The sequence below is a fragment of the Aequorivita antarctica genome (genome assembly GCF_007997155.1).
Classification (GTDB): domain Bacteria; phylum Bacteroidota; class Bacteroidia; order Flavobacteriales; family Flavobacteriaceae; genus Aequorivita; species Aequorivita antarctica.
In genome coordinates, this window is record NZ_VORT01000001.1 from 29,091 (window position 1) to 41,160 (window position 12,070).

Here is a 12,070-nt window from a genome sequence, read left to right on the forward strand (position 1 = left end):
AACCAATCCATTGTTTGTAATTTTAAACTTTGGAACTTACGAAGTATATGCGCTGGACCTTAAAACCAAAACCCGATCCCGAACAAGTAAATTTGCTTTCAGAAGCTTTGAAGGTGGAGCCATTAATCGCTTCTCTTTTAGTGCAACGCGGTGTGGGAACTTTTGAGGAAGCCGAAAAGTTTTTCCGCCCCAGTCTAGAAGATCTTCACAATCCTTTTTTAATGAAGGATATGGAAAAAGCGGTTTCCAGAATAGAAAAAGCAATCGAAAACGAAGAAAACATTTTAATCTACGGCGATTACGATGTAGACGGAACCACAAGCGTAGCATTGCTTTCTTCTTATCTAAAAAGCTACTACCCAAACATTTCAACCTACATTCCAGACAGGTATGACGAAGGTTATGGCATTTCATATAAAGGAATTGATTTTGCCGAAGACAATGACTTTTCACTCATTATCGCTTTAGATTGCGGCATAAAAGCCATCGACAAAGTGGCCTACGCTTCTGAAAAAAACATCGATTTCATCATTTGCGATCACCATCGCCCAGGGAAGGAAATACCAAAAGCTATTGCAGTGCTCGACCCAAAACGCGAAGATTGCGAATACCCGTATAAAGAACTTTGTGGTTGCGGTGTCGGCTTTAAATTGATTCAGGCTTTAGCCGAAAAAAGAGGCTTACAGATTGACGATTTACTTCTTTATTTAGATCTCGTAGCCACAGCAATCGCTGCCGATATTGTTCCAATGACTGGCGAAAACAGAATCCTCGCCCATTATGGCCTAAAAGTAATAAACAGCAATCCGCGAACGGGAATACAGGCAATTTTAAAGCAAGTAAAAAAAGAAACGCTCACTATTACCGATGTAGTTTTTATCATTGCCCCGCGAATCAATGCCGCTGGACGGATGAAACACGGAAACCACGCCGTTACCTTGCTCACCGAAACTGATTTTGAAAAAGCGGAAATTTATGCTGCTGAAATTGAAGTTTTCAATACAGATCGCAGAGAAGCCGACAAACAAATTACCGAAGAAGCCCTTCAACAAATTATCAAAAACAACGAGGAAGAACGAAAGACCACCGTGGTGTATCATGAAAACTGGCATAAAGGCGTTATCGGTATCGTGGCTTCCCGCTTAACAGAAACCTATTACCGCCCAACTTTAGTGTTCACAAAAAGCGGTGAAAAGCTAGCAGCCTCCGCCCGTTCCGTAAAAGGGTTTGATGTTTACAACGCCTTGGAAAGCTGTTCGGAGCACATTGAACAATTCGGTGGACATATGTATGCCGCAGGTTTGACTTTATTTGAAAAAGATTTCGAAAACTTTAAAAATGAATTTGAACGTGTGGTTTCAGAAACCATCGACCCAAATTTGCTTACTCCTGAAATAAAAATAGATGCCGAAATAAATCTGGAAGACATCACCCCAAAATTCTTCCGAATATTAAAACAATTTGCACCCTTCGGCCCCGGAAATATGACGCCCACGTTTATGACACAAAACCTAAAAGACACGGGTTGGGGAAAATGTGTTGGCGAAGATAAAACACATCTGCGTGTTGTGATAAAGCAAGGAAATTCCAATCAGTTTACAGGAATTGGTTTCGGGCTGGCAGATAAAAAAGATATTGCCTGCAATGGAAAATCATTTAAAGCGGCCTATTGTATTGATGAAAACGAATGGCAAGGGAATGTAAGCTTGCAGCTTCGGCTGAAAGATATTATGGAGTAAATGTTTTCAGCTCAAACTTTTCCCCATCAAAAACACCATAGGTATAATGGTTTATCCAATCGCCCAGATTATAGTAAGTTGAGTTCTCACCAACTTTAATCTCCATGGGCAAATGGCGATGGCCGAAAATGAAGTAATCAAAATGTTTGCCTTCCAGTTTTCGCTTGGCATACTGAGCAAGCCACTCCTGCTCTTCGCCCAAAAACGCTTTATCTTCGTCGCCAGAAATCAATTTGTTCTTTACGGAAAGATACTGCGCCACGCGCACACCAATATCTGGATGCAACCACCTAAAAAGCCATTTTGAAAACGGATTGGTAAACACCTTCTTCATCCGCTTGTAGCCTTTGTCGCCGGGTCCCTTTCCGTCGCCGTGACCAATAAGAAAATGTTTGTTGTTAATCACAAATTCTTTCGGGTCGTGATATACAGGGATATTCAGTTCCTTTTCAAAATAATCATGCATCCAGAGATCGTGATTTCCCACAAAAAAATGGATTTGAATACCGCTGTCACGAAGTTCCGCCAGTTTCCCCAAAACGCGTACAAAGCCTTTTGGTACGACAGTTCTATATTCAAACCAAAAATCGAAGAGGTCGCCGAGCAGAAAAATAACCTCGGCATCGTGCTTAATGGAATCCAGCCATTTCACAAAAATCTTTTCGCGCGGTAAGCTTTCAGCCTGTGTGGGCGCGCCAAGATGATTGTCGCTGGAAAAGTATATTTTTTTGCCTTGTGGGATTTGCATATTCAAAGATAGGAAAGTGATTCGGTTTAATTATCTCCCGCAAACCATTCCGCATAACTACTATCGGTCTCCTGTAATCTTAGAGAGTGTAGCTGAATGTTTTTCGGCAAACGGCTCTTTATTTTTTCAGAAAAATCAATCACCATCATCTCGCTGGTGGGTTGGTAATCCACAAGCAACACACTGTGCCCGCGATCGCTCAGTTCTTTTGCCAACTCTACATGCGGCGTGTTTTTATTGAACACGGTTGAATGGTCAAAAACGTCCACAATTTCTTCTTTCACTATTTTTTTTAAGTCGCTAAAATCTATAACCATTCCAAATTTTACATTGCTGCTGTCTTCAATTGGGCTTCCTACTACGGTTACTGAAAGTTTGTAGCTGTGACCGTGCACATTTCTGCATTTGCCATCATAGCCATAAAGTGCATGGCCTGTTTCAAAAGAAAAAATCTTAGTAATCCGTATTGTTTGCATTGTCTGGAATTGTGCCACAAAGATAGGGCATTTTGAAAACTAAAAGTACATTTTATGGTCGCGGCAATATTCACCTATACAATTGCGAAGATTCTCGACAGTATTTTTGAAGATTTTTGAAGCCATTTCACCTCAATACATTTTCGTTGTAAAGAAAATAAGAAAAAGCTATTTTTTCTTCATTCTTTGATAGATCACAACGGCAATTACTAAAACTGATAATATTAAAAACAGGCCAGGGCCACCTAAAAATTTTAACCAATCCATGGTTTCGTGATTCATTGTTTTTTGTTTCGTAAAAATATCAATTTTCTATCAGTGGAATATATTTTCTTCGAAATTTAATCATTAGTGCCACCGCTCGGTATGCTACCCAAACGATGAGGGCCGCCCATATTCCTATCAAGCCCCAATTCATATATTTTGAAAAATAAAGCACTGGAATAAATCCAAATATAGTAGCGCCCAAAAGTACATTGCGCAGATAGCCCATTTCGCCTAAACCCTTAAAAATAGAATCCATCGTAAAAGCCAAAGCATTAAATGGCAAACAAATAAGTACCATAAAAAATATTCCGTAAAAGATAGAAAGTACTTTTTCATCTTTGTTGAAAAGAAGTCCTAAGGGTTCGTAAAGAAGCAGCCCTATCAAAACGAGAACTGCGGCTACACCCAAATTATACAAATTTACTTTTTTGGTGAGTTTCCACAGCAAACCGTAATTGCGCTCACCCAAAAGTTTTCCGCTGAGAATATTTCCCGCGGCGCCATAGCCATCAATAAAGAACGCGGTAAAAATCCAGATATTGAAGGCAATGGTGTATGCAGCAATGTATTCTTTACCTAAACCAGCGGCTTCGCGAATTGCCAATATTAATGCAGTATTCAAAGCCACAGACCTTAAAAAAAGATTAAAACTCATATTCACCAATCGCTTTATTTCGGGATGTAACGGAAATTTCAATTTCAAGGAGATTTCTGTTTTCTTTAAAAGAAAAATCAAGGCAATCAAAGCCATTACAGCTTGCGAAATAAGACTTGCCCACGCCGCACCTTTTATTCCCAATGGAACAATATATCCTTCAATTCCGAAGACCAAAGCAAAGTCCAAGGCGATGTTCAAAATAGCACCTATTGCAGCGATAACCATGGGCCAAAACGTATTTTGGAGCCCGCGGAACAAGCCAAAAACGGCAAAGGTGAAAAGTGTAAGCGGAAAACCCCAAACGCGAATGTTGTAATAATCTATGCTGAAAGAAAGAACCAATCCTTCAGCATTGAGCAGTTTGAAAATTTCTTCCACAAAAAAATAGGTTGAAAACAGCACGATAATACTCAGCGCTATATTGAAATATATGGCCTGCGCAGGAAAATTTTGCAAGTCTTTGAGTTTACCAGCACCCAAGTTCTGAGATACTATTGCAGAAATAGCGCTGCGGGTTTGTGCCAAAATCCATATTAAAGCTGAAAGAAATGACCCAACAATTCCAACGGCTGCGAGCGATTCAATACCATATTCATGTATGTTTCCAACAACTGCAGCATCGGTGGCAGACAAAATTGGCTCCGCTATTCCTGAGATTATTGCGGGAATGGCAAGTTGTTGGATTCGTTTGAAAGAAATATCGGTTTGTATCATTTTGGAAAGAGCAAAACTACGGAAAATGCCGAAAGTCAAAAGGATTGGTTTGTCTCTAAATATTTAAAATCTATTTGAAATGTTAAAGAATTGTGGGTTGAATGATATTTAAGGTTAATTTTGCTTTCAATTCTAGAAACTTCAAGTTATGAACAATATTTTGGTACCCGTAGGGTCTTCGAATAATTCAGTTAGCAACCTACAGTATGCAATCGATTTGGCCAAGGAAATTAATGCCAATGTATATATGGTCTCTGTTTTTCAAGAACTTTCAAAAGTAGGCGGCCTTTCCAAATTGAATACCATTTTGAAGGAAGACACCGAAAACCGTTTGGAAGAAGTGCTTTCGCAGGTTGATAAAAAAGGCGTAAATGTAATTGCTCACACTATAAAAGGTGAGATTTTGGATGGAATTAGTCGAATTTGTAAGCAAGTGCCAATAGATTTAATGGTATTAGCACCGCGAAGCAATTCTATAAAAGAAGAAGTATATCTTGGAAAAACCTCAGGGAAACTATTGAAGCATACTAATGTTCCAATGCTTATCGTTCCTGAAGGAGCAAAATTCCAACCGCCGAAAACTATGTTGATGGCTTTCAAAAATGGAACTTTTCAGCACGATTATTTATTGGAAGCCGTTAAACAGTTCAAGCAAAGTTTTGGCACTGAAGTTAATGTGCTTCACGTAGAAACTCCCGAAACCACGGAAGAAATGAAAAACGTAACCGACAATTTAAAAGCCATACAAACTTCTTATACCCAAGTTGAAGCAGCTAACACATTTCAGGCTGTAATAGAATATTTCCAGCATTTTAACCCAGATATGCTTTGTGTGATTAGAAGAAAGCGCGGTTTTTTCAAAAAGCTTTGGGAAAAGAACGAAATTCTTAAAAAAGAATTTCACACAAGCAAACCACTTCTGGTTTTACCGGTACAGGAATAAAACAAAAAACCACCGTAAAAACGATGGTTTTTTTGTGGAGAATACCGGAGTCGAACCGGTGACCTCTTGCCTGCCAGGCAAGCGCTCTAGCCAGCTGAGCTAATCCCCCAATTACTGTTTAGGATGCCAAAAATAGTAAATTTTTTAATACAAGCTTCATTTTAAAAAATCTATTGTTTTTTCAACCATATTTTTTAACTCTTCTGGCAAACTGCTTTCAATCCAAGGATGCTTTGCACCAAAAACATGGTCCCCACCATTAATAACTTCCAACTCACTTTGTGGATTCCAAGAATGGATTGCCATTGCCTCTTTTTCGGAAACCGTTGGATCCTCGCTTCCGTGAACAATAAGCTGCGGAATTTTTAAATTCTTAACTGCGCGCCTAATATTAAGCCGTTCTTCGTTTTCCTTAAAATCTTTATAGAACTGGAAATTGTGCGGTAGCATCTGTTTTGTCCTGCTGTTTTCAACGTGCGTTATGCCGGTTTCCTGCCATTCTTTAAATTCATCGGTGTCTTCCTGGAATCGCGCTTTAAAATCACTTACACTGGCCCAAGTAACCACTTTATGGATTCGGTTGTCTTCTTCGGCTTTTATTAAAACAATGCCTCCGCCACGGCTGTGACCGATCAAGGAAATGGCTGAGGTTATATTTGGAAGGTTTTCGTTTCCGTTTTCAATTTCGTTTAAAACCCTGTCCAAATCATCGAGTTCTAAGCTAAAATTATTTTCGGCGAAGGCTTCCAAATCTGGGAAATCTATGGGTTGTTCCACCGTTCCGCCGTTGTGCGAAAAATTGAATTTCACAAAACAAAAACCTTTTTTAGCAAAGGCTTCGGCCACCAAAGGCCAAGCACCCCAATCTTTGAAACCTTTGTAGCCATGACAAAAAATTACAACTGCTTGTGGTTTTGCGATTTCGTTGTAATAAACATCGTAAAGGATTGTTTTTTTGGTTTCGGAAGTGAGTATTTTATTCTTTTTAATTATCATTAATCTATTACTTTTTCGGTAAATGGAATATTTGAATCACAAATTTCCAAAATTAACTTCTTCAGTTCAACAGTAAAATTTTCCAAAGTTTCATTTGTAATCATTTGAGATTTGTTGCGGCTGCCTGATTTTTCTTTCACTCCAAATTTTAGAAATCCGCTGCCTAGGTTTTTAAAGGAAATGATTCCTGCTTCGGCATTATTTATTAAAATTTCTTTATTCATCATTAACGCATAGGTTAAAACCTGAAAGGCCTTGCTAAATTTATAATCTTGGTTTAAGTCTTCCCAATTAACTATCTCTACGTCTCCTTGATTTACAGAACCGGTCTTGTAATCTATTATTCTAAGTTGTCCGTTATACTCATCAACTCGATCCACTTTCCCGTGGATTTTAACGGGGAAATCAAGTTCTGGGATTAGAATTTCCAAGGTGAGATCAGTTTCAATTTGAATAATTTTTATAACATTTCCAGCTTGAATTTCGGTTATTTCTCTGTCTAGGAAATTTGAAATGTACCGTTTTGCTACTTCAAAAACGATGAGATTTTTTCCTTTGTTGAAAGTTCCACCCTTAAAGGTTTTCTTGAACTGAACGGTTATCTCTTCGTGAATACGACCTTTCATATCCAAAAGATTTTGAACGGTCAACACAGCGTCTTTCATAGGCTGGTAAAACGTCTCCAATGTATCGTGAACAATGGTGCCTAAAGTATTGGCAGCTACTGTTTCTTCTACTTCCTCAAATTCGTTCAATTTTAATATTTTCTGAAAATAAAAATCGATCGGATTGCGAATATAACTTGTAAGCGCCGATGGTGAAAAACCGTTTTCGGCTATCTCTCGAAGTCGTTGCATAACTGCATCGGTCTTATCTATTTGTTTTAAGGACTTTGACTTTAGTTGAACTTTCGGTGAGAGAATTCGTTTTTCAATGATATGATTTGGGTGTTTTTCTATCTCCAATTGTCTAATAAAACGACTTTTTTCACCTGTATTTATACCTTCGGAATGATTGTTATAGAGTAATGTTACATTTTTTGCGCGTTGCAATAACCTGTAAAAGTGATAGGTGTAAATAGCATCTTTTTCAGTATAAACCGGCAGGTTGAATTGTTGTTTTAAATCGTAGGTTATAAAGGAAGCATTCGACTTCCCGGAAGGGAAAATACCTTCGTTAACGGAGGTGATGATTACATTTTCAAAATCCAGTACACGTGTTTCCAAAACGCCCATAAGTTGAAGTCCGTTGTATGCATCTCCTTCAAAATCCAGCGATGTAGCTGAAGTTAATTCTGAAAAAAGCGTCTGCACACTTTTTATAGATTTAAGATGTGGATACTTCTGGTTCAAGGCATCGATTTTGTTGAAAACAGCCGTTAGTTGATGCAAAACCACACGTTCAATGGTATTGAGGGTATGCTTTGTTTGAAGCTCTTCAAGGACTTGTAAAGCTCGTTTTATAGCCGTTTGGCTATCGTCTTTCCAGTCTTCAAAAAGAAATTGTAAAATTTCATTTTCAGATATGCCTGAGAGTTCAATCAGGCCAGCTGTAGAAATATGAGTTATGTTTTCACGAGTCAAATTTTTCGCAATATCGCTTGCATTGGGCACTAAAAGAGTTCCCAAAGGATGATTCAATATTGAAAGAATCTCTTTGTAATATATGGTTTCCGCTGTTCGAAGATGAATGCCGAAAAGCAATTCAAAGAAAACAACTGCGGGAAAATTCTTTAAAGAAACTCCCATTGTAACGTTCAAATTTTTCACGTTTTCAGGCAGTGAATAAAGCAAAGGAACCAATAGATTCTCATCGCCAAGCACTATGGCTGTTTTATTGATTTCATCATCGGAAAGACCTGAAAGCAATTCGCCCACATATTTTGCTTGACCAATATTTTTTTGAACCTCCACAAATTGAAAATACTTTGGTTTCTCAAAATTGCTAGCGATAAATTTGGGGGTATTCGTTTTAAAATATTTCCATTCTTTTATATATTTCCTAATGAAATAAGATGCGCTGTGTTTTGTGTCTTCATAAAAGGTTTTATCTGTATCCCAGTAAATTTCAGTATTTTCTTCTTCAAGCAATTCTTGTATAATGTTTTGTTCCGCAAAATTCAACGCATTAAAACCTATAAAAATGTGTTTTTTATTTCTATTGCTATTTATATAATGTTCAAGGTTTGAAGCCGCCTCTCGATAAACCATTCCTTGATAACCAAGATTTTCATTTAATAAAAGTGTCTGGAGGTTTTCATAAAAATCGGGTAGGCCAGCCCAAAACTGTAAATAATTGTTTATAAGCTCCGTTTTTTCTTGATCTACACCCCATCGCTCCAATGTTTTGATGCTGGATAGATAGCTGAAAAAAGGCTTCGGTTCTACTAAATAACGATCAATTTCATTGAAATCATTTAGCAATGTTATTGCCCAAGATGAATAGGTTTCGAAATCCTCTTTTTCCTCAATTACTTTGGTGGTAAGATAAGCTTGGTAGCTTTTAAAAAGCAATTCGGTATTATCTATAATTTTTAGGTTAGATAAGTCTTCTATAAACTCCTCAATACTGAGAATTTTAGGGGCAAAGGTAGTTTGTATTGCAGTATTTTTGAGAATGTTTTTTAAGAACCCTCCAGCTCTTTTGCTTGGGAGAATTAATGTGATATCGGAGATATCTCCATTTGTATTTTTAATAGCAGTAACAACTTCTTCAAGAAAGCTAATCATAGGTCTAAAAATAGAAAAAGCCCTCCAAAATGGAAGGCTTTTTCAAAATTATTTATTATTTAATCCTATCTATTTCTAGTTTCTAGGAATCAAATTGATCTCTGTTCTACGGTTAGTAGTACGTCCTTCTTTAGTAGTGTTAGGAGCTATTGGCTTAGATTCACCAAAACCTCTAGCAACAAGACGGTTTGAAGGAATACCACGCTCAATTAAGTAGTTCACAACTGAAGCGGCTCTACCTTCTGATAGTTTTTGGTTATTAGCCTCACTACCTACACTGTCAGTATGTCCATCAATATGGAATCTAGAGTTAGGATATTCTTTAAGAATGTCTGTAACATTATCCAATACTTTCAATGAAGCAGGCTTAAGAGTTGTTTTACCAGTGTCAAACAAAATTGTTTTAGCATAATCGCTCAAGGCTTTTATGATTTCTACTGATAATTCTGGACAACCGTTGTTAGCAACAGTACCAGCAACATCTGGACACTGATCGTCTTTGTCAAGAACACCATCACCATCTCTATCTGGGTAAGGACATCCATTATTAGCTTTTGGACCAGCTTCGTTAGGACAAGCATCATCTTTATCAGCGATACCATCACCATCTGCATCTGGACAACCATTAAGTGCAGCTAAACCAGCAACAGTAGGACATTCATCCTGTGGATCAGGGATACCATCACCATCAGTATCAGGACAACCGTTGAATTCAGCTAAACCTGGAGTGTTTGGACAAGCGTCATTTCTATCTTCGATGCCATCACCGTCAGTATCAGGACAACCGTTAAATTCAGCTAGACCTGGAGTTTCTGGACATTCGTCATCTTTATCGTAGATTCCATCACCGTCAGTATCTTTTCCACCAAATTGGAATACGATACCAGCAGAGTGTTGAAAATGAGTAACACCATAAGCATCCTCAAATGCATGCTTGTAAGTTGATTGAAGGTTAAGCGCTAAATATTCGTTAAACCAAAATTTAACTCCAGCAATTGCGTTTCCAGTACCAAACCCGATATCATCTATCCAAGTATAACCACCACCAATACCAAGCGATGGATCAAACCAGTTACTGCCTAAAGCTTTTTTGAAGCTGTACTTAATTTCACCGTCAGCGCCGTAGTAGCTAAGATCGCTTACAGCAACATCTCCCATTTTATCAATACGGTTGATAGTACCTGCTGCAGTAAATACAAAACCACTTCCAATATATCTGCTAACTGCAAGTTTGGAAACTGAAGGAAGAATGTTCCAGTGGTCATTTGCATTAAAATACTCGTCAAAGATGTCTCCTCTCATACCATTCTGCTGGTATAGTAATTGACTGTCGTTAAGTCCAGCTGGATAAACGTCAACAGCGTTCATACCAACCTCAACAGCCCAAGGATTGTTTTCGTCTTGTGCGTTCGCCACCCCGATTCCCATGAATAGGATAGCAGCAACTAATAATCTGTTAAGATGTTTCATATTCGATTGTTTAATTTTTAAGTGTTAATTAAGAGCAAAAGTAAGTTGTTAAATATTATAAACAAAAGCAAATCTAATAAAATTTTCCTAAAGTCGGTGCTGCGGATACGCAAATAAAGGATTTACTTGCCAATAACCTCTAATTTTTTCCCAATCTTAATAAAGGCATTTATAGCTTTGTCCAGATGTGCTCTATTGTGCGCAGCCGAAAGCTGGACGCGAATCCTCGCCTTTCCTTTCGGTACAACCGGAAAGAAAAAACCTATTACATATATTCCCTCTTCCAATAACATATCAGCCATTTGCTGAGAAAGCTTGGCATCATACAACATTACAGGTACAATTGCAGAATCTCCATCAATAATATCAAATCCAGCAGTTTTCATGCCCTTTTTAAAATAAGCCGTGTTTTCTGCAAGTTTATCTCGTAACGAAGTATCTTCCGAAAGCATTTCGAACACCTTAATAGATGCACCTACAATTGCGGGAGCCAAGGAGTTTGAAAACAAATAGGGACGAGAACGCTGGCGAAGCATTTCAATAATTTCTTTTTTACCTGTGGTATACCCGCCCATAGCTCCTCCAAGAGCTTTTCCGAGGGTCCCCGTAATAATGTCTATTCTGCCCATTACACCTTTTTCTTCCAAAGTGCCACGTCCTGTTTCTCCAATAAATCCTGCGGCGTGACATTCGTCTATCATTACCAAGGCGTCATATTTATCTGCCAAATCGCAGATTTTATCAAGTGGAGCAACCAAACCGTCCATTGAGAACACGCCGTCGGTAACTATAATTTTAAATCTAGAACCTTTTTCATTGGCAGCAATAAGCTGTTTTTCTAAATCTTCCATATTGCTATTTTCATAGCGATAACGTGCTGCCTTACAAAGACGTACACCGTCTATTATAGAAGCATGGTTCAGGGAATCTGAAATAATTGCATCCTCTTCGCCAAGCAAGGGTTCAAAAACACCGCCATTTGCGTCAAAAGCTGCTGCATATAATATGGTGTCTTCAGTGCGATAAAAATCTGCAATTTTTTGCTCCAGCTTTTTATGAATATCCTGCGTACCACAGATAAAACGAACAGACGACATTCCGAATCCGTGTGTGTCCATCGCATCTTTGGCAGCCTGGATAACTTCCTTGTTAGAAGAAAGCCCTAAATAGTTGTTGGCGCAAAAATTGATAACCTTTTCCCCAGTAGAAATAGTAATTTCAGCATCCTGAGGCGATGTAATAATCCGTTCCCTTTTGTAAAGCCCGTTATCTTTTATCTCTTGAAGTTCGTTCTGTAAATGATCTTTTATTTTTCCGTACATTTTTGCTG

9 protein-coding genes and 1 tRNA gene are annotated in these 12,070 nt (G+C 38.2%); 2 read left to right on the forward strand and 8 right to left on the reverse strand.

What is annotated here, in order from left to right:
- The first annotated feature begins 47 nt into the window (after positions 1 to 47).
- Positions 48 to 1,739: a single-stranded-DNA-specific exonuclease RecJ gene (gene recJ / locus ESU54_RS00170; protein ID WP_111843126.1), complete on the forward strand. Its 1,692-nt coding sequence runs from the start codon at positions 48 to 50 to the stop codon at positions 1,737 to 1,739.
- On the opposite strand, the gene ESU54_RS00175 is transcribed toward recJ, so the two are convergent.
- The 3 genes from ESU54_RS00175 to ESU54_RS00185 all read right to left on the reverse strand — a co-directional run bounded on the left by ESU54_RS00175 (position 1,729) and on the right by ESU54_RS00185 (position 4,602).
- Positions 1,729 to 2,487 (reverse strand): UDP-2,3-diacylglucosamine diphosphatase, encoded by a 759-nt coding sequence (locus ESU54_RS00175; protein ID WP_111843125.1) that lies wholly within the window; start codon positions 2,485 to 2,487, stop codon positions 1,729 to 1,731. The two genes, recJ and ESU54_RS00175, sit on opposite strands and share 11 nt — an antisense overlap.
- A 26-nt stretch (positions 2,488 to 2,513) precedes the next feature.
- Complete coding sequence (locus ESU54_RS00180) at positions 2,514 to 2,963, reverse strand: 6-pyruvoyl trahydropterin synthase family protein (protein WP_111843124.1); 450 nt, start codon at positions 2,961 to 2,963, stop codon at positions 2,514 to 2,516.
- A 304-nt stretch (positions 2,964 to 3,267) separates the two neighbouring features.
- Positions 3,268 to 4,602: an MATE family efflux transporter gene (locus ESU54_RS00185; RefSeq protein WP_111843268.1), complete on the reverse strand. Its 1,335-nt coding sequence runs from the start codon at positions 4,600 to 4,602 to the stop codon at positions 3,268 to 3,270.
- 148 nt (positions 4,603 to 4,750) lie between these two features.
- Between ESU54_RS00185 and ESU54_RS00190 the strand changes: the two genes are divergently transcribed.
- A complete protein-coding gene (locus ESU54_RS00190; RefSeq protein WP_111843123.1) occupies positions 4,751 to 5,545 on the forward strand; it encodes a universal stress protein in 795 nt (264 codons plus the stop codon).
- Positions 5,546 to 5,580: 35 nt separating this feature from the next.
- On the opposite strand, the gene ESU54_RS00195 is transcribed toward ESU54_RS00190, so the two are convergent.
- The 5 genes from ESU54_RS00195 to kbl form a co-directional block, all read right to left on the reverse strand.
- A tRNA-Ala gene (locus ESU54_RS00195) sits at positions 5,581 to 5,654 on the reverse strand.
- A gap of 47 nt (positions 5,655 to 5,701) precedes the next feature.
- Positions 5,702 to 6,541, reverse strand: a complete 840-nt coding sequence (locus ESU54_RS00200; protein ID WP_111843122.1) for an alpha/beta hydrolase family protein — start codon at positions 6,539 to 6,541, stop codon at positions 5,702 to 5,704.
- Positions 6,541 to 9,270, reverse strand: coding sequence for a PD-(D/E)XK nuclease family protein (locus ESU54_RS00205; protein ID WP_111843121.1), 2,730 nt, complete (start codon positions 9,268 to 9,270; stop codon positions 6,541 to 6,543). Before ESU54_RS00205 ends, ESU54_RS00200 begins: the two co-directional genes overlap by 1 nt.
- Before the next feature lie 75 nt (positions 9,271 to 9,345).
- Positions 9,346 to 10,740: an OmpA family protein gene (locus tag ESU54_RS00210; protein WP_111843120.1), complete on the reverse strand. Its 1,395-nt coding sequence runs from the start codon at positions 10,738 to 10,740 to the stop codon at positions 9,346 to 9,348.
- Positions 10,741 to 10,862: 122 nt separating this feature from the next.
- On the reverse strand, positions 10,863 to 12,062 hold the full coding sequence (kbl, locus tag ESU54_RS00215) for a glycine C-acetyltransferase (protein WP_111843119.1): 1,200 nt from the start codon (positions 12,060 to 12,062) through the stop codon (positions 10,863 to 10,865).
- Positions 12,063 to 12,070 lie beyond the last annotated feature (8 nt).

Bases quoted from the DNA above. Each gene is read 5' to 3' on its own strand.
- recJ (WP_111843126.1), top strand. From the start codon at position 48: ATGCGCTGGACCTTAAAACCAAAACCCGATCCCGAACAAGTAAATTTG.
- ESU54_RS00175 (WP_111843125.1), bottom strand. From the start codon at position 2,487: ATGCAAATCCCACAAGGCAAAAAAATATACTTTTCCAGCGACAATCAT.
- ESU54_RS00180 (WP_111843124.1), bottom strand. From the start codon at position 2,963: ATGCAAACAATACGGATTACTAAGATTTTTTCTTTTGAAACAGGCCAT.
- ESU54_RS00185 (WP_111843268.1), bottom strand. From the start codon at position 4,602: ATGATACAAACCGATATTTCTTTCAAACGAATCCAACAACTTGCCATT.
- ESU54_RS00190 (WP_111843123.1), top strand. From the start codon at position 4,751: ATGAACAATATTTTGGTACCCGTAGGGTCTTCGAATAATTCAGTTAGC.
- ESU54_RS00200 (WP_111843122.1), bottom strand. From the start codon at position 6,541: ATGATAATTAAAAAGAATAAAATACTCACTTCCGAAACCAAAAAAACA.
- ESU54_RS00205 (WP_111843121.1), bottom strand. From the start codon at position 9,270: ATGATTAGCTTTCTTGAAGAAGTTGTTACTGCTATTAAAAATACAAAT.
- ESU54_RS00210 (WP_111843120.1), bottom strand. From the start codon at position 10,740: ATGAAACATCTTAACAGATTATTAGTTGCTGCTATCCTATTCATGGGA.
- kbl (WP_111843119.1), bottom strand. From the start codon at position 12,062: ATGTACGGAAAAATAAAAGATCATTTACAGAACGAACTTCAAGAGATA.